This is a genomic window from Agrobacterium tumefaciens str. B6 (genome assembly GCF_001541315.1).
GTDB classification, from domain to species: Bacteria; Pseudomonadota; Alphaproteobacteria; order Rhizobiales; family Rhizobiaceae; genus Agrobacterium; species Agrobacterium radiobacter.
On the sequence record NZ_LMVK01000001.1, the window covers coordinates 33,860 to 49,920 of the forward strand.

Sequence of the window (16,061 nt, forward strand, 5' to 3'; positions counted from 1 at the left end):
AATCAATCAGTTGCAGATGCTCGGGAAAGGCCCGAGCATGACGGAGGAGAGGTTTGTGCTTCGCCAGCAACCTGCTATTTCAGCTTCGCCTTCAGCGTCGCATCGGGAAAGCAGGTCGGAGCGAGCCCGTTCTTCGCCTGCCAGTCGCCGAGCGAGCGGCGCGTCTTGAAGCCTGCCAGCCCATCGGCCTTGCCGACATCATAACCCTTGGCGACCAGCGCCTTTTGCATGGCGAGAACGTCGGAGCGCAACATCGACCCGACATTGCCCCATTCACCCTTGAACGGTCCTGCTCCATGGGTGATGCGGTCGGCGAGATTGCCGATGAAGAGCGCGTAGAGATCGGAATTGTTATATTCCTTGATGACGTAAAAATTCGGCGTCACCACAAATTCCGGCCCGTGCCGCCCGGCCGGCACCAGCATCATGCCGTCGGCGGATAGGTCGTTGGCTGGAAAGGCTTTTCCGGAAATGCGGGTAATGCCCATATTCGCCCAGTCGGCCACCGGCCGGGCAAGATCAGGGCCCTCCTGCGCGCAGGAGACATTGGCGGGGATAGAGACTTCAAAACCCCAGTCACGATTGCGCTGCCAGCCGCGCTGGGAAAGATAGTTTGCTATGGATGCCAGCGCATCCGGCACTGAGTTCCAGATATCGCGGTGGCCGTCGCCATCGAAATCCACGGCATATTTGAGATAGCTCGACGGCATGAATTGCGGCTGGCCGAGGGCGCCGGCCCAGGAACCCATCATGCGCGAGGCCGCGATATCGCCGCTTTCGACGATCTTCAGCGCATCGATCAGCTCGGCGCGGAACATCTCCTTGCGGGTCGACATATAGGCTTTTGTGGCGAGTACATCGACCACGGAATGCGGCAGTTTTGCTCGGCCGAACCCGGATTCGCGACCCCAGATCGCAACGACGATATCACCCGGCACACCGTATTTCGCCTCGATTCTGCGCAGCGTCGCCGCATGGGTGGCTGCAAGCGAACGGCCGGTGCTGGCCAGCCCCTGCAGCCGCTTTTCGGAGAAATAGGCGCCGGGTGAGGAAAATTCCGCCTGGCTCTGGCTCTGCTCCTTTGGCGGCTTCTGGCCGGGAATGACGAGATCGGGCAGGTTCCAGCTGATGGAGAGACCATTGAGCGTGGCTTCAAGCGTCTTTTGCGAAATGCCGGCCTTGCGGGCCTCCGGCCAGATTTCCTTTTTCAGCCAGACATTAAATTCAGCGTCATATCGGGCTGCCGCTGCTCCTGTCGGTGCCGACTGCGCTAGAGCTGTCGTTGCTGAAAAAACGGAAAGAAGTGCAGCCAGTGCCTTCGGGGCAAAATGGTTTCGCATTGGGTCTCCTCTTTGAATGACGGGGAGGGAGGGGGACTTCAGATCGTCGTGCGCGCCCGAAGCGCCGCCGTCAATGTGCCCTCGTCGAGATAATCGAGCTCACCGCCCACCGGCACGCCATGCGCAAGCCGGGTGATCTTGATGTCGAGACCGGAGAGGCGGTCGGTGATGTAATGGGCGGTTGCCTGTCCCTCCACCGTCGCATTGACGGCGATGATAAGCTCGCGAATGCCGCCCGCGCTGACACGGTCGATCAGGCCCTTGATATTCAGGTCCTCCGGCCCGACGCCATCGAGTGGCGAAAGCGTGCCGCCGAGAACGTGGTAGGCGGTGTTCATCGCGCCCGTCCGCTCCAGCGCCCAGAGATCCGACACGTCTTCCACCACGATGATGACCGACTGGTCACGCCGGTCGTCAGCGCAGACGGTGCAGGGATCGATGGTATCGACATTGCCGCAGCAGGAGCAGATCTTCACCTTGTCATAGGCCTCGCCCATGGCATGGCCTAGCGGTCCGAGAAGTTGCTCCTTCTTCTTAATGAGATGCAACGCTGCCCGCCGCGCCGAGCGGGGCCCAAGCCCCGGCACTTTTGCCAGAAGCTGGATGAGTTTTTCAATTTCGGGACCGGTGACTCGTTTTGCCATGAGCGCTTTCTACTGCATAAAACGGGAAACGGGAATCATGAAGCACGAAGGGCAGGCCATGAAAATACAGGCGGTATGCCGGGGCGAGGCAAAAAGCCTGCCGGGAAAGACGACGAAGACGGGCATCTTCAAGCATCCCGTGAACGGGCCGGTCATGGTGGATGCCGAAGGTATCGTCAGCGATGCCGTCTGCAATCGCAAACATCACGGCGGGCCGGATCAGGCAATTTACGTGATGGGCTCCGTTGATCTCGACTTCTGGTCCCGCGCTCTGGGTTTCGTGGTCGAACCCGGATTTTTCGGCGAGAACCTCGTGCTTGATGGTGTCGACAGCGCGAAACTCCATGTGGGTGACAGGTTCTCGGCAAGCGAAGTCTTGCTGGAGGTGACCGCTGCCCGCATTCCCTGCGCCACGCTGTCGGCCCGGATCGGCGATCCCGATTTCGCACCGCGCTTCCGGCAGGCAGGCCATCCGGGTTTTTATTGCCGGGTGTTGAAGGGCGGAATGCTCGCTGCCGGGGAGGATATCGCCTTTGCAGCCTATCAGGGAACGAAGCTGCCGATACCAACTATTCTGCAGCGCTTCCGCCCCATGCAGCTCGACGCAGCCGAACGCAGGACCTATCTCGAAACACCGCTTGCAAGCCGGTTCCGTGCGATGCTGAAAGCCTGAATCTCGCCTCGAGACAGGGACGGCGACCACGCCATGCGTGTCGCCATCCTCTTCGGGTTGATTATATCAGAACGGGAATTTCATGCCGGGCGGCAGCGGCAGACCCGCGGTCAGGCCGGCCATCTTTTCCTGTGCCTGCGCTTCGCCTTTTTCCTTGGCGTCCTTATGGGCAGCCACGATCAGGTCCTCGAGGATTTCCACCTCGTCTTCCTTGAACAGCGAAGGATCGATTTTCAGGCCGCGCATTTCGCCCTTGCCGTTGAGAATGACGGTCACCAGACCGCCGCCGGCCCTGCCTTCGACTTCGAGGGCGGCGATTTCTTCCTGCACCTTCTCCATCTTGGACTGCATTTCCTTGACCTTGCCCATCATGCCCATGATGTCACGCATGTGCCAATCTCCTGTTCTTTTTGTTTAAAACTCGATGTCGTCGCCGGGAAGGATGTCGCCTTCGCTCGATTCGGCAACCGATGGCGGCGCGATATCCTCCGCCTCATCCTGTGCGGCGGCACGGATGCGCACGTCGGTGATTTTTGCGCCGGGAAACTGCGCCAGAATGGCGGCAACGTCAGGATCCTGACGCGCATCGACAAGGCGGGCATCCCGGGCATTGCCTTCGGCTTCGACAAGGGTCGGCTCCCCCTGCTCCTTGCTGAGGCTGATGATCCAGTGGATACCGGTCCATTCCTTGAGCTTGACGCCAAGCTCACCGGGCAGAGAGCCGGGCGCACCTTCGCCGAGGCGCATATCAAGCCGGCCGGGCTCCAGCCGCACAAGCCGCACAAAGTTGCGCACCTTTGCCCGCATGACGGGATCGCGGTTCTTCTGGCAGAGATCGGCAATATCCTGCACCGAATTGACGGGAACCTTCGGCTCCGGCCGCTCCTCGGTTTTGGGTGCTACGACCTGCATCTCCTGCGGGCGGCTGTCTGGAACGGCGCGCAGCATGGCGGAGGTCTGCGGCGTCGTCTGGCGCTGGGCGGGAAGATCGACAGGTCTTCCCGCGGCCACGGTCTGTCCTGACGAATAGGCGCGCGCACCGCCGCCATTGCCGCCGCCCGAAGGTCCGCCATTGGCGTAACCGCCGCCGTCGCCGCTCGAAAGCTCGAGCAGGCGCCGCGCGGCATCTTCAGGTGCGGGCAGATTGGCGGCGTGCGAAAGCCGGATCAGAACCATTTCGGCAGCACCGGCAGGCCGCGAGGCGTTTTCCGTTTCTGGAATGCCCTTCAGCAGCATCTGCCAGATACGTGACAGTGCGGTTACCGCAATCGTCTCGGCAAATTCCGCACCACGCACGCGTTCTATTTCCGAAAGCGAGGGGTCTTCCGCCGCATCAGGCGCATATTTCATGCGGGTGACGAGATGGGTGAAATCGGCAAGGTCGTTCAATACGACGACAGGGTCCGCGCCCGCCTCATATTGCCCGTTGAATTCCGAAAGGGCGGCCGCGACGTCGCCTTTGACGACGTGCTGGAAGAGATCGACGATGCGCGCACGGTCGGCAAGGCCGAGCATGCCGCGCACCGCTTCGGCCTCCACCCGGCCGCCGCCATGGGCGATCGCCTGGTCGAGCAGGGAAAGGCCGTCACGGGCGGAACCCTCTGCAGCGCGGGCGATCATCGACAGCGCCTGCGGATCGGCCTCGAAACCTTCCTTGCCCGCAATGGCGGTGAACAGGCCGACGAGATCAGCGGCGCTGATGCGGCGCAGGTCGAAGCGTTGGCAGCGCGACAGAACGGTAATTGGAACCTTGCGGATTTCGGTGGTCGCGAAGATGAATTTCACATGTTCCGGCGGCTCCTCCAGCGTCTTCAGAAGACCGTTAAACGCCTGCGTCGACAGCATGTGCACTTCGTCGATGATATAGACCTTGTAGCGCGCCGAGACCGGGCGATAGCGCACCTGTTCGATGATCTCGCGAATATCGTCGATGCCGGTATGGGAGGCGGCGTCCATCTCGATCACGTCGACATGCCGGCCTTCCATGATCGCCTGGCAATGTTCGCCGGGGATCCGAAGGTCGATGGTCGGCTTGTCGATGGTGTCGGTCTTGTAATTCAGCGCGCGGGCGAGAATGCGTGCCGTGGTCGTTTTGCCCACGCCGCGAACGCCGGTCAGCATATAGGCCTGGGCAATGCGGCCGGTCTCAAACGCGTTGGTCAGCGTGCGGACCATCGGCTCCTGGCCGACCATCAGATCGGAAAAATCTTTCGGGCGATATTTGCGTGCCAGTACCCGGTAGCCGGTCCCGACCTGGGATTCGCTTGTTGTGGTGGGTACGGGATCGCTCATTGCCTCGCCAGTTTGTTTTGCCAGTTTGTCTTGGGGCGCTGAACTGGCCCGGCGAAAGCTGAGCACGTCTTTTAAAAAGGTGGGAGGCTGGCACGGCGACCCGTGCCGGGCTCGTTAGGGCTGCTTCCTTCCGGACCTGACCCGGTTGGCGAGTGGCTCGTCCACCACCAACCTCCCGGGGCCACATATCGGCAATATCGACAGCAAATGCAAGCCAAGCCTTCAAAAAACTGCTATCACGATGAAAACAAACATGGAGGACACCTTGGAGACATTCCGGCTGGACGACAGGCTGGCGCGCGACAGTGTGCTTGTGACGCGTTTGGGGCTATGTGAACTGCGTTTGCAAAACGACAGTCGCTGGCCTTGGCTGGTGCTGGTGCCGCAGCGAGACGGCGTCAGCGAATTGTTCGATCTCACCCCGCTTGATCAGGCCGTGCTGACATTCGAGACCAATCTCGTCGCGTCCGCCTTGAAGGAGATCACGGGGGCCACCAAGATAAATGTCGGTGCTTTGGGCAATATCGTCCGGCAATTGCATGTCCATATTATCGCCCGCAATGAAGGCGACACCTGCTGGCCCGGCCCCATCTGGGGTTACGGAACGGCGGTGCCCTATGCTGCGGGCGAAAAGGAAACTTTGATGAAAAAAATCTCCGGCGCGCTCTGATGATTTCCATGAAAATTTTTGAAACCACTGCCCCCCATCCTGAAGCAAGCCTGCTGACGGCCTTTTCCAAAAATGCCCTCGACCGTTTCGCCGAAAAGCGGACGGAGGAGTGTGTTGCCGATGCACTGAAAGTCGATGGCACCCATATTTTTGCCTTCTCGGGCAACCGGCTGGTCCTGAAACATGATGAGCAGGTCATCGATCCCCTGTTTTCCGCCTATGAGCTGGCCGAATTGCAGCCGGATTTCGACAATGCCGTGCTGCTCGGATACCGCGAAACCGGCGAGCCGAGAATTGCGGTGCCGGTCGCCGTGGCCGAGGATCAGCTGGCGAGCCATTACAAGCTGGCCGATGCCCGCACGCTTTATCGCGATCATCTTCTCGACGAGGAACTGCTGAGCGAGGTTGCGCAGGCAGTCAGCCTGACGCACTGGAATGGTGACAATCGCTTTTGCGGTAAGTGCGGCGGAACCATGGAGCTGCGAATCGGCGGCTACAAGCGCATCTGCGGCGCCTGCAGCCACACTATTTTTCCGCGCACCGATCCCGTTGTCATCATGATGACCATCGATATCGAGCGTGATCTCTGCCTGCTTGGCCGCGGTGCGCATTTTGCGCCGGGCATGTATTCCTGCCTTGCCGGCTTCGTGGAGCCGGGCGAAACCATCGAACAGGCCGTCCGCCGCGAAACGCATGAGGAATCCGGCGTTGAAATCGGTCGTGTGCGGTATCACGCCTCCCAGCCCTGGCCGATGCCGCATACGCTGATGATAGGCTGTTATGCCGAGGCGCTCTCTTTTGAGATCGCGCGTGACGAGATCGAGCTTGAGGATTGCCGCTGGTTCACGCGGGAAGAGGTCGCAAAGATGCTGGAGGCCCCGACGGGTGAAGGTTTTTCCGCGCCGCCAATGGGAGCCATCGCGCATCGGCTGATGCGCGACTGGGTGGAATGGCTAAAATAATGGGCTGCGGCAGGCTCAGCTCTGGTTGAGCTTGCCGCGCATCGCGTGACCGTTGTAGACGCCGAGAATGCGGACTTTTTCCGAGAAGAAACGCAACTCGTCCAGCGCATGCCGCACCGGCTCGTCATCGGGGTGGCCTTCAATATCGGCATAAAACTGCGTCGCCACGAATTTGCCGCCGAGCTGGTAGCTTTCGAGCTTCGTCATGTTGATGCCGTTCGTCGCAAAGCCGCCCATGGCCTTGTAAAGTGCTGCCGGAATATTGCGAACGTTGAAAACGAAGGTGGTGACGACGATTTCATCGCTCGACTGGCGCTTGGCCCAGTTTTCATCGCGGGAAAGCACCACGAAGCGCGTGACGTTGTTTTCCGAATCCTCGACATTTTCAGCGAGAATATCGAGACCGTAGAGGCTGGCGGCAAGACGTGGCGCAAGGGCCGCCATGCTGCGGTCGCCCTGTTCGGACACGAGCCTTGCGGAGCCTGCCGTATCGCCGGCGATGACGGGCTTCCAGCCGTTGGAACGAATGATCTTGCGGCATTGGCCAAGCGCGTGAATGTGGCTGTGGACGGTGCGGATCTCGTCCTTCTTCACGCCTGGCATCACCATCAGCTGGAAGCGGATCGGCATGAAATATTCACCGATGATGTGCAGACGCGATTCCGGCAGCAGGTGATGAATATCCGCAACGCGGCCGGCCAGTGTATTTTCAATCGGGATCATACCGAGATCAGCTTCGCCATTTTCAATGGCGTTGAAGGCATCCTCGAAGGTCGGGCAGGGCAAAGGCTCCATATCCGGGAACATGTCGCGGCAGGCCATGTCGGAATTCGCGCCGAATTCGCCCTGGAAGGCAATACGATTTGTGCTCAAGGTCATGGGACTGTCCGTTAGAGGGTTCTGCTTGCGAGAATTTTGCGGGCTTTTTCCAGATCGTGCGGCGTGTCGACGCCGAGCGGCACGGAACGGACGATTTCAGCGTCGATGCGCATCCCCGCTTCCAGTGCGCGCAGCTGTTCCAGCCGTTCGCGTTTTTCAAGCGGCGAGGGCGGCAGGCTCACGAATGTCTCGAGCGCAGAGCGGCGATAGGTATAAAGCCCGATGTGATGATAAAGCGGGCCATCGCCATAGGGTGCGGTGGTGCGGGTAAAATAAAGCGCGCGCAATCGCGTCTCGGAAAGCGGGCTGCCCACCACTTTCACCACGTTCGGATTGGTTTTTTCTTCCTCGTCGGTGATTTCGACCGTCAGTGTCGCAATATCGACCTCTGTATTTTCCAGTGGGCGCAGCGAAGCGCGGATCGTTTCCGCCTCAATGGTCGGCAGGTCGCCCTGAACATTGATGACATATTCCGCCTTTCCATAGGGGTCGGCCTTTTGCAGCGCTTCGAAAATGCGGTCCGAGCCGGACTGGTGGTCGTCGCGGGTCATCATCACGTCGAAACCGGCATTTTGCACGGCCGAAAACACCTGTTCGTCATCAACGGCAACAACGATTCGTTCCGCACCGGCCTCGCGTGCCCGCAGCGCAACCTGCACGATCATCGGCTTGCCGCCTATGTCGGCGAGCGGCTTGCCTGGCAGGCGTGTGGATGCCATCCGCGCCGGTATGAGGACGACAGCTTTCTCGAATTCCCGATTCTTCATCCGACACCCTTCAAATCCCGCCCGAAAAGTGTCAAAACGTCACGGTGTGGGGAGCATTATTCAAGTTGCGCAGGCTGTGCAAAAGCCATAGCTTTCGAGCAATTTCAAGATGCCCGTTATATCAAGCGGATGCGAGGGAGCGCATATAGATGAATTCTTATGTAAATATGGGCGTTGGGGCGTTGCTTGGCACGGTTTTCGTCCTGATGTCGGTGTCGATTGCGTCTGAGGGCATTTTCCATGCGCCTGCGCCCGAAAAGGAAGGTTTCGCCATTGCTGCGGCAGAGAGCGGCGGCGAAGCGGGTGGCGGTGAAGCCGCTGCCGCGGCGACGCCGATCGCGCAATTGCTTGCCAGCGCCGATGCCGCCAAGGGCGAAACAGTCTTCAAGAAGTGTACGAGCTGTCATACCGGAGAGAGTGGTGGTGCAAACAAGGTCGGCCCCAATCTCTTCGATATCGTCAACCGGCCGATCGCCAGCCATGAAGGTTTCAGCTATTCCGCCGGGATGAAGGATTTCTCCAAGGGCGGTTCCGTGCATTGGGACTACGATCATCTCAGCTACTTCCTCGAATCCCCCAAGAAACACGTTCCCGGCACGGCCATGGGTTTTGCGGGTGTGAAGAAGGAGACGGAACGCGCCGATCTCATCGCTTATCTGCGCACGCTTTCGGCAAACCCGGCACCGCTTCCGGATCCGGCAGCGGCTCCCGCGCCGACAAACTGATTGTCATGATGATTTCATGATAAAAGCCCGGCATCGCTGCCGGGCTTTTGTTTTTATAACGGATGGACTGCAGCTGCGGGAATGGCGTCTGAAAAATCAGAAACCCTTGCCGCCGCGCAATTCGGAAATCACCGTTCCGACCATGATCCTGATATCAAGCCAGATCGAAAAATTGTCGACGTAATAAAGATCGGAGACGATTCGGGCGCGCGCCTTGTCGCTGCGATCCGTCGGGCCGCGTAATCCCCGCATCTGTGCGAGGCCGGTAATGCCCGGCCGCACCCGGTGCCGCATATGGTAGTGCGGCACCAGTTCCTCATAAAGACGGCCGGCCGCCAGCATGCCGATGGCATGGCAGCGGGGCCCGACCAGCGACATATCGCCTTTCAGCACATTCAGAAGCTGCGGCAGTTCGTCGATATTCGTGCGGCGAAGAATCGCGCCGATCCGGGTTATTCTGGGATCGTTCTTCACCGTTTGCGCCACACCGGTGGCATCGCAAAGGTCGGTTCTCATGGAGCGGAATTTATAGACACGGATTTTCCGCCCGTTCATACCCCAGCGGACCTGCGAAAACAGGACCGGCCCTTTGCTATCGAGTTTGACCAGAGCCGCTACGGTGAGCAACACCGGCGCGAGCGCGACAAGGGCGATGGACGCCCCTGCAATATCCATCGTTCTTTTGAGCGCGAACTGGCCGCGCAAAAATGCGGAGACGGTTTTTTCCGAAGAGGAAGGTTGCGTTTCCGACGATTCGAAAGTTGTGGCTGCGGAATAGGAGGCACCGTAAAAAACGGCATGCGATGAGCCTTTAGTACCCAGCATAATATAAAGCCCTGAAAAGTTATTTTGATAGAAGAAAATTAATTTATATGAACGATTAATAATTCATTTACCGTAAAAAGTCATCCGAAATGTAACCGCTCCGGAGCAAATGGCAATCTACGGTTAATGCGACTGCACGCGGATGTTGCAGGGCGAGCATCCTCTCCGCTCGTAGCTGCCGAGACGACCAGTCTCCATGGAGCCAAATCCTGCTAAATCGGGAATTTAGCGCGACAATGACGTCATCGTCACCGGCCGTGAGATCAGCGCCTGCCGGCCACGCTATGCCGTCAGTTTCCCATCAGAATATCGAGCAGGGTCGTCTGCTTTGGTCCGGATGGCGCCTGACCGCCGATATCGGCGGGTGGTACAGGCCCGTTGCCGGCTGAATAGCCGGGCTCGATATCGCGGGAAGGGATATTTGCCGGCGGCATCGGCACATCCGGCTGATTCGGGTTCGGCGCAATGGGGGCTTGGGGATAGGCGCGCGTATCCGGCGTCCCGCCCCCGAGCGCATTGGAAATGATATCGCCGATGGAGGAGGGCGGGTTTTCCGGTGCCGGCTGCTGCATTTCCCCAAGCGGCGGCACGCCGCCTGCGCCAAGCCCGAAGAGCGGCGAGGGTGAAAGCCCCGAATGGGCGGCGGTCATGAAATCTTTCCACGCCTTTGCCGGAAGCCCGCCGCCGGTGACCTTTTTCATTGATGTGCCGTCGTCATTGCCGAACCAGACACCGGTGGTCAGGTTGCTTGTGTAGCCGACAAAAAGTGCATCGCGGAAGGACTGCGTCGTGCCGGATTTTCCAGCCGCCTGCCAGCCCTGCAGCCTTGCCGCCTTGCCGGTACCTTCGGTGATGACGCGCGACAGCATGCTGTTCATGGTCGCGGCGATCTCTTCGCTCAGAACGCGGGGCGGATTGTCGTATTTGTTTTCGTAAAGCACTTTGCCATCGGCGTCGGTGATGCGTTTGACGATATGCGGCGTCGCCTTGTAGCCGCCATTCATGAAGGGGGCGTAGGAGGCCGTCAGCTCCATCAGCGACACTTCCGAGGTGCCGAGCGCGATGGAGGCATTGTTCTGCAGCTCGGATTCGATGCCCATGCGATGCGCCACCTGGGTCACACGATCAGGACCCACTTCCATCACCAGCTGCGCGGCAATGGTGTTCAGCGAATTGGCGAGCGCGGTGGCGAGTGTCACTTCGCCTCGATATTTCTTCTCGTAATTTTCCGGGGTCCAGTTGCCGATACGAACAGGCGCGTCATTACGGATGGTATAGGGGGTAAGCCCGGATTCGAGCGCGGCGACGTAAACGAAGGGCTTGAATGCGGAGCCGGGTTGCCGTTTTGCCTTGGCGGCGCGGTTGAACTGGCTTTCGGCATAATCAGCCCCGCCTACCACGGCCCGGATTGCACCCGTGCCATCAATGGAAACAAGGGCCGCTTGCGAGGCGCCCTGTTTCTTGCCGTCGCCCTGCAGCACGTGGGTCAGCGCCTTTTCGGCATCGCGCTCGAGATTGGGATCGATCGTCGTGTCGACGACGATATCCTGCTTCACCTCGCCAACCAGGTTGCGCACCTCCTCCAGCACCATGTCGGCGGCGTAATGTTCGGCGCCGGACCAGAAACGTTTCGCCTTGGTTGGCGGCTGCGACATGGCGGTCTTGATTTCGTCGTCCGTGATGAAGCCGACATCGCGCATGGATTGCAGCACGACCTGCGCCCGCTCTTCCGCCGCCTGCGGATCGCGCGCCGGCGAAAGGCGCGAGGGCGCTTTAAGAAGCCCGGCCCGCATTGCCGCTTCGCCCAGATTGACGTCGCGCGCGGATTTGTTGAAGTAGCGCCGCGAGGCCGCCTCGACGCCATAGGCATTGGAGCCGAAATAGACGCGATTGAGATACATCGCGAGAATCTGGTCCTTGGTGAATTCATGCTCCAGCCAGAAAGACAGCAGCACTTCCTGAACCTTGCGCTCCAGCGTGCGATCCGGCGAGAGGAACAGGTTTTTTGCCAGCTGCTGTGTCAGCGTCGAGCCGCCCTGCACGGTTCGCCCCGTCAGGACATTCGTTACGATAGCGCGTCCAAGACCCAGCGGATCGACGCCGAAATGCGAATAGAACCGCCGGTCCTCGATCGCCATCACGGCCTGCGGAATATAGGGTGACATGTCCTCCAGCGCGAGCGCCTCGCCGCCGGTGGTGCCGCGATTGGCAAGCACGCTGCCATTCACCGAAACGATCTTCACATTCGGCGGGCGTTCGGGAATGGACCAGCTGCTGGCGCTCGGCATGCGCGCGCCATAATAGAGGACAAGACCGGCAACGCCGATGCCGCCCCAGATGCCGAGTACGATACACCAATAAACGAGGGAGCGGAGGAAGCCCGTCGCGCCACGGCCGGAACTGCGGGTGCGCTTTTCTTTTTTGCTGGATTTGGTGCGGCCGGATGCCGGCTTCGGTTTCCTGGCCTGCTGCTTTGTGGTTCCGCTGATGCGCTCGCTGGCGTCAAGGCGCAGGTCGTCACCGGACTCATGGAAATCCCCGAAGGAAGGTTCTACCCGTTCGCGTGATTTACCCTTGCCTGCCATCCAGCCGAAGTCGCTCCTATTCGCGAAACCGCGCGCATCCCATTCGGGTTTCAGGCTTCTATGCCTGCGCGATCCTTAATCCAGGATGAAGAGTTTAAATGCGGCAATTTAAGGCGGGGTTAAGTCCCGGCCGCATCAAATCAGCGTCATTGGCAGACGTCGACCCACTCCGCGTCCGTCAGTTCGGCCATCACATCGGGTGAAATCTTCACCGCCGCATTGGTGGCGCCGGCCGCGGGAACTACCTCACGATAGTTTTTCAGCGATATGTCGCAAAACACCGGGAGGGTCGAGGGCAGGCCGAAAGGGCACACCCCGCCGATGGGATGGCTGGTCACCGCAACCACCTCATCCGGTCCAAGCATGCGCGGCTTTGCTCCGAAATGATCGCGGAATTTCCGGTTGTCGAGGCGTTTCGTGCCGGCGGCGACGACGAGAAGAATGGTGTCGCCCGCCTTCAGGCAGATCGTTTTCGCAATCTGGTCGGGGTCGACGCCGTGTGCTTCGGCGGCCAGCGCCACCGTCGCTGAACTCGCTTCCGTTTCAATCACGGTCACTTCGGGCGACTTTTCGGTGAAGAAGGCTCTGACGGATTCGATAGACATGCGTATTTATTAGGCGTTACGCGGAGAAGCTTCAAGTCACCCTGAAGTAGCTATGCATTATGCGCAATGCTGCGCTGCGATGAAACGTCTGTTTTTTAAGCTGATATCCTGTATCTTCAAACCATCGAAGCGACGCACTCCTCCTCCCAGCGTCGCCCGATTGGACTGACAATACTCCTCCTCCCAGTTGTCAGTCAGTTTCAAGAACCCGGCGCACCTCCTCCCGCGCCGGGTTTTTGCTGTTTAGGGCCCTGTTTCCAACGGATTTGGGTGGCCGGCGGCTCACAAAGATCGCCGCGTTTTTCAAAGAAACTTGACTTTTCGCCCCTGCCAACCTAGGTGTTCGGCCATCGATATTTGTTTGACGACCAGAGCTTCGGCGCCTTTTTGGGTGCACACGACGATCTTTCCTTCAAATTCGACCTAAGTCCGCACTGCTCGCAGTGCAAATACAATTGCCAACGGAAGGAAATCGTTATGGCGACTGGTACAGTAAAGTGGTTCAACGCAACCAAGGGCTACGGCTTCATTCAGCCTGACGACGGTTCGCAGGACGTATTCGTTCACATCTCCGCTGTTGAGCGCGCTGGTCTGACCGCCCTCAACGACGGCCAGAAGCTCTCCTACGAGCTGATGCAGGATCGTCGCTCGGGCAAGATGTCCGCAGGCAACCTCGTTGCTGCCTGATAAGCGCTTTGGCCCGAAAGGGTCATTCGCATGAATGGAAAGGCCGGATTTTTCCGGCCTTTTTCTTTTGCAGGAAGGGACTGGGCCGGCCACTCTTGAAAAAGCCGGACGACATACCAATATAGGGTTCAACAGTGCTCCGGATCGGAACTGCCGGGAATGGCGCTTTTAAAAGTGCCGCTGCTGTTGCGTTAACCAAAGATTAACCAAAGCAGCCGATCCTGAGCCGGAAAGCAGCGTCGATATCTTTGGCGCGCTCTGGAGCATCAGACCGTTTGAACGCTTTGACCACGGATGTACTGGCATTGACGAAAAACGGATTGAAAGGTCGGGCTTGCCCGGCCTTTTTGTTTATGTACCGAGGAGGTGCCGAATATTCGGCGCCTCCTCTTTTTCCGGATTATTTTGCCGCGAGTGCGTCGAGAATGCGGACCCAGGAGCGGATGCCCTTGTGGAACGACTGCAGGTCGTATTTTTCATTCGGCGAATGAATGCGGTCATCGGTAAGTCCGAAGCCCACAAGCAGCGAATCCATTCCCAGCATCTTCTGGAAATCGCCGACGATCGGGATCGAGCCTCCCATGCCGATGACGACGGCGGGCTTTGGCCACTCTTCCGAAAGCGCATTTTTGGTTTTGGTCAGTACGGGCGAGTCGTAGGACAGCTGGATGGCGGGTGAACCGCCATGTTCGTGGAACTCCACGGAGCAGTCGGCGGGTATTTTCGAGCGCACATAGCCCCGGAAGCTTTCGCGAATGGCCGCAGGGTCCTGCTCACCGACGCGACGGAAAGACACCTTGGCGGAGGCTTTCGCGGCGATCACGGTCTTGAAACCATCGCCGGTATAGCCGCCGATAATGCCGTTGACTTCCGCCGTCGGCCGCGCCCAGGTCTGCTCAAGCACGGAGCGACCCTTTTCGCCCGAGGGAACCGAAAGGCCTACTTCGCCGAGAAAGGCTTCGGCCGTGCGGCCCAGCGTTTCCCAGGAGGCCTTGATGTTGGCTGGGGTTTCTTCCACGCCGTCATAAAAGCCTGAAAGAGTTACCCGGCCGGTCTCGTCATGCAGGCCGGCGAGAATATCGGTGAGGATGTGGATGGGGTTTGCCGCCGCCCCACCGAACAGACCGGAATGCAGATCGCGGTCGGCTGCTGTGATGACGACTTCTTCGCCGACCAGGCCGCGAAGGGCCGCAGCAATGGCTGGCGTATCCCGGTCCCACATGCCGGTATCGCAGACCAGCGCATAATCGGCCTTCAGTTCTTCCGCATTGGCTTCGAGGAAAGGCTTCAGCGACGGCGAGCCGGATTCCTCTTCGCCTTCAAAAAGAATGGTGACACGCACCGGCAGGCCGCCATTCACTGCCTTATAGGCGCGGCAGGCTTCGACGAAGGTCATCAGCTGGCCCTTGTCGTCTGCCGTACCACGTCCCGTGATCACCTGGCGGCCGGCGCCGATATCCTTTACGGCGGGTTCGAACGGATCGTTTTCCCAGAGCTCGAGCGGATCAACCGGCTGCACGTCATAATGGCCGTAAAAAAGCACATGCGGCGCGTCCTTGGTGGCCGCATCATGATGCGCCACCACCATAGGGTGGCCGGCCGTATCGCGCACGGAGGCCGTAAAGCCGAGCGCTGAAAGCGTCCTGACCAGCCACTCCGCCGCCTTGCGGCATTCCGCCTTGTAGGCGGGGTCCGTCGAAATCGACGGAATGCGTACGAGCTCGAACAGTCGCTCAAGGCTGGAGGTGAGATTGTCGTCGGCGGTGGAAAGAATGGGGGAAACGTCTGTCATCGCTGATCCTGTCATGTCTGTCGTGACCCGGCGATAAGACGAAACATCCGGGCATCGCGCATCGCGGGAAACAAGGGGGCCGGCGCGTCGTGAATCGGCAAACGTGCGGCCGCCGGAACGATAGAGCAGTTCAGGGAAAGTGCGAAGTGGTTTCGGGCTGTAAATGCTATTTCGCTTTTTTGGCGCTTTCGATCGCCCGGCGCATATATTCCAGCAAAAGCTGTCTCTCGAAACGCCGGAAATCCTTGAGCAGTGCATCTTCGGTAGCTTCGGAAGCTGCAATGGCATTGGCTTCCAGATCCCTGCCGCGCTGTGTCAGCTCGATGATCTGGGCACGGCGGTCGCTTGGATGGGATTTGCGGATGATCAGCCCGTCGCGTTCCATGCGTGAGAGCGTATTGGCGAGCGTCGCCTGTTCGACATCGATTCTATCAAGCAATTGTCGCTGCGTCAGGCCGTCCTCATGCCAAAGTTCGATGAGAATGGGGAATTGTCCGGGCGAGAAACCCAGGGCGGCGGCTCTTTTCTGCAGCGCCATGGTGAATTCCCGCGCCATTTTCGAGGCGAGATAGATCGCCGATTCGTCCCGGGAAAAACCCATTTTTCCGCCCATAA

At 59.3% G+C, this 16,061-nt stretch carries 16 protein-coding genes and 1 other RNA gene; 5 read left to right on the plus strand and 12 right to left on the minus strand.

Features of this window, described 5'->3' with window-relative positions; translation table 11 throughout:
* Positions 1-74 precede the first annotated feature (74 nt).
* Both ASB65_RS00155 and recR read right to left on the minus strand, forming a co-directional pair.
* Positions 75-1,340 (minus strand): lytic murein transglycosylase, encoded by a 1,266-nt coding sequence (locus ASB65_RS00155; protein WP_060722714.1) that lies wholly within the window; start codon positions 1,338-1,340, stop codon positions 75-77.
* A 38-nt stretch (positions 1,341-1,378) separates the two neighbouring features.
* The gene (recR, locus tag ASB65_RS00160) at positions 1,379-1,984 is read right to left on the minus strand and encodes a recombination mediator RecR (protein WP_003507177.1); all 606 of its coding nucleotides are present in this window, start codon (positions 1,982-1,984) and stop codon (positions 1,379-1,381) included.
* 37 nt (positions 1,985-2,021) lie between these two features.
* Between recR and ASB65_RS00165 the strand changes: the two genes are divergently transcribed.
* On the plus strand, positions 2,022-2,657 hold the full coding sequence (locus ASB65_RS00165; RefSeq protein WP_060722715.1) for an MOSC domain-containing protein: 636 nt from the start codon (positions 2,022-2,024) through the stop codon (positions 2,655-2,657).
* Between the two features lie 66 nt (positions 2,658-2,723).
* On the opposite strand, the gene ASB65_RS00170 is transcribed toward ASB65_RS00165, so the two are convergent.
* From ASB65_RS00170 to ffs, 3 genes are all read right to left on the minus strand, one after another.
* On the minus strand, positions 2,724-3,047 hold the full coding sequence (locus tag ASB65_RS00170; RefSeq protein ID WP_003507179.1) for a YbaB/EbfC family nucleoid-associated protein: 324 nt from the start codon (positions 3,045-3,047) through the stop codon (positions 2,724-2,726).
* Positions 3,048-3,071: 24 nt separating this feature from the next.
* Positions 3,072-4,949, minus strand: coding sequence for a DNA polymerase III subunit gamma/tau (locus ASB65_RS00175; RefSeq protein ID WP_060722716.1), 1,878 nt, complete (start codon positions 4,947-4,949; stop codon positions 3,072-3,074).
* 79 nt (positions 4,950-5,028) lie between these two features.
* Positions 5,029-5,125, minus strand: an RNA gene (gene ffs / locus ASB65_RS00180) — signal recognition particle sRNA small type.
* Positions 5,126-5,190: 65 nt separating this feature from the next.
* Between ffs and ASB65_RS00185 the strand changes: the two genes are divergently transcribed.
* Both ASB65_RS00185 and nudC read left to right on the plus strand, forming a co-directional pair.
* On the plus strand, positions 5,191-5,619 hold the full coding sequence (locus ASB65_RS00185; protein ID WP_035213077.1) for an HIT domain-containing protein: 429 nt from the start codon (positions 5,191-5,193) through the stop codon (positions 5,617-5,619).
* The gene (nudC, locus tag ASB65_RS00190; protein ID WP_003507186.1) at positions 5,619-6,581 is read left to right on the plus strand and encodes an NAD(+) diphosphatase; all 963 of its coding nucleotides are present in this window, start codon (positions 5,619-5,621) and stop codon (positions 6,579-6,581) included. The genes ASB65_RS00185 and nudC overlap by 1 nt, the downstream gene beginning before the upstream one ends.
* A 15-nt stretch (positions 6,582-6,596) precedes the next feature.
* Here nudC and ASB65_RS00195 read toward each other — a convergent pair whose 3' ends face one another.
* Both ASB65_RS00195 and ASB65_RS00200 read right to left on the minus strand, forming a co-directional pair.
* The gene (locus ASB65_RS00195; RefSeq protein WP_003507188.1) at positions 6,597-7,460 is read right to left on the minus strand and encodes a prephenate dehydratase; all 864 of its coding nucleotides are present in this window, start codon (positions 7,458-7,460) and stop codon (positions 6,597-6,599) included.
* An 11-nt stretch (positions 7,461-7,471) separates the two neighbouring features.
* Positions 7,472-8,227 (minus strand): 3-deoxy-manno-octulosonate cytidylyltransferase, encoded by a 756-nt coding sequence (locus ASB65_RS00200; protein WP_003507189.1) that lies wholly within the window; start codon positions 8,225-8,227, stop codon positions 7,472-7,474.
* Between the two features lie 149 nt (positions 8,228-8,376).
* On the opposite strand from ASB65_RS00200, the gene ASB65_RS00205 reads away from it, so the two are divergent.
* Complete coding sequence (locus tag ASB65_RS00205; protein ID WP_003507191.1) at positions 8,377-8,952, plus strand: c-type cytochrome; 576 nt, start codon at positions 8,377-8,379, stop codon at positions 8,950-8,952.
* Between the two features lie 96 nt (positions 8,953-9,048).
* Here ASB65_RS00205 and ASB65_RS00210 read toward each other — a convergent pair whose 3' ends face one another.
* The 3 genes from ASB65_RS00210 to ASB65_RS00220 all read right to left on the minus strand — a co-directional run bounded on the left by ASB65_RS00210 (position 9,049) and on the right by ASB65_RS00220 (position 12,967).
* On the minus strand, positions 9,049-9,777 hold the full coding sequence (locus ASB65_RS00210; protein WP_003507192.1) for a sugar transferase: 729 nt from the start codon (positions 9,775-9,777) through the stop codon (positions 9,049-9,051).
* Positions 9,778-10,067: 290 nt separating this feature from the next.
* Positions 10,068-12,362: a transglycosylase domain-containing protein gene (locus ASB65_RS00215; RefSeq protein ID WP_060722717.1), complete on the minus strand. Its 2,295-nt coding sequence runs from the start codon at positions 12,360-12,362 to the stop codon at positions 10,068-10,070.
* Between the two features lie 146 nt (positions 12,363-12,508).
* Entirely contained in the window at positions 12,509-12,967 is a 459-nt protein-coding gene (locus ASB65_RS00220; protein WP_003507196.1) for a YbaK/EbsC family protein, read from the minus strand.
* Positions 12,968-13,444: 477 nt separating this feature from the next.
* On the opposite strand from ASB65_RS00220, the gene ASB65_RS00225 reads away from it, so the two are divergent.
* The gene (locus ASB65_RS00225) at positions 13,445-13,654 is read left to right on the plus strand and encodes a cold-shock protein (RefSeq protein ID WP_003492998.1); all 210 of its coding nucleotides are present in this window, start codon (positions 13,445-13,447) and stop codon (positions 13,652-13,654) included.
* A 400-nt stretch (positions 13,655-14,054) separates the two neighbouring features.
* Here the strand turns inward: ASB65_RS00225 and ASB65_RS00230 are convergent, their stop codons facing one another.
* On the minus strand, positions 14,055-15,446 hold the full coding sequence (locus ASB65_RS00230) for a dipeptidase (protein WP_060722718.1): 1,392 nt from the start codon (positions 15,444-15,446) through the stop codon (positions 14,055-14,057).
* A 166-nt stretch (positions 15,447-15,612) separates the two neighbouring features.
* Positions 15,613-16,047 (minus strand): MarR family winged helix-turn-helix transcriptional regulator, encoded by a 435-nt coding sequence (locus tag ASB65_RS00235; RefSeq protein ID WP_035213110.1) that lies wholly within the window; start codon positions 16,045-16,047, stop codon positions 15,613-15,615.
* Positions 16,048-16,061: the final 14 nt, after the last annotated feature.

What these genes read in the sequence shown, in the direction of transcription:
- ASB65_RS00155 (WP_060722714.1), bottom strand. Translation starts at nt 1,340, where the DNA reads ATGCGAAACCATTTTGCCCCGAAGGCACTGGCTGCACTTCTTTCCGTT.
- recR (WP_003507177.1), bottom strand. Translation starts at nt 1,984, where the DNA reads ATGGCAAAACGAGTCACCGGTCCCGAAATTGAAAAACTCATCCAGCTT.
- ASB65_RS00165 (WP_060722715.1), top strand. Translation starts at nt 2,022, where the DNA reads ATGAAGCACGAAGGGCAGGCCATGAAAATACAGGCGGTATGCCGGGGC.
- ASB65_RS00170 (WP_003507179.1), bottom strand. Translation starts at nt 3,047, where the DNA reads ATGCGTGACATCATGGGCATGATGGGCAAGGTCAAGGAAATGCAGTCC.
- ASB65_RS00175 (WP_060722716.1), bottom strand. Translation starts at nt 4,949, where the DNA reads ATGAGCGATCCCGTACCCACCACAACAAGCGAATCCCAGGTCGGGACC.
- ASB65_RS00185 (WP_035213077.1), top strand. Translation starts at nt 5,191, where the DNA reads ATGAAAACAAACATGGAGGACACCTTGGAGACATTCCGGCTGGACGAC.
- nudC (WP_003507186.1), top strand. Translation starts at nt 5,619, where the DNA reads ATGATTTCCATGAAAATTTTTGAAACCACTGCCCCCCATCCTGAAGCA.
- ASB65_RS00195 (WP_003507188.1), bottom strand. Translation starts at nt 7,460, where the DNA reads ATGACCTTGAGCACAAATCGTATTGCCTTCCAGGGCGAATTCGGCGCG.
- ASB65_RS00200 (WP_003507189.1), bottom strand. Translation starts at nt 8,227, where the DNA reads ATGAAGAATCGGGAATTCGAGAAAGCTGTCGTCCTCATACCGGCGCGG.
- ASB65_RS00205 (WP_003507191.1), top strand. Translation starts at nt 8,377, where the DNA reads ATGAATTCTTATGTAAATATGGGCGTTGGGGCGTTGCTTGGCACGGTT.
- ASB65_RS00210 (WP_003507192.1), bottom strand. Translation starts at nt 9,777, where the DNA reads ATGCTGGGTACTAAAGGCTCATCGCATGCCGTTTTTTACGGTGCCTCC.
- ASB65_RS00215 (WP_060722717.1), bottom strand. Translation starts at nt 12,362, where the DNA reads ATGGCAGGCAAGGGTAAATCACGCGAACGGGTAGAACCTTCCTTCGGG.
- ASB65_RS00220 (WP_003507196.1), bottom strand. Translation starts at nt 12,967, where the DNA reads ATGTCTATCGAATCCGTCAGAGCCTTCTTCACCGAAAAGTCGCCCGAA.
- ASB65_RS00225 (WP_003492998.1), top strand. Translation starts at nt 13,445, where the DNA reads ATGGCGACTGGTACAGTAAAGTGGTTCAACGCAACCAAGGGCTACGGC.
- ASB65_RS00230 (WP_060722718.1), bottom strand. Translation starts at nt 15,446, where the DNA reads ATGACAGACGTTTCCCCCATTCTTTCCACCGCCGACGACAATCTCACC.
- ASB65_RS00235 (WP_035213110.1), bottom strand. Translation starts at nt 16,047, where the DNA reads ATGGGTTTTTCCCGGGACGAATCGGCGATCTATCTCGCCTCGAAAATG.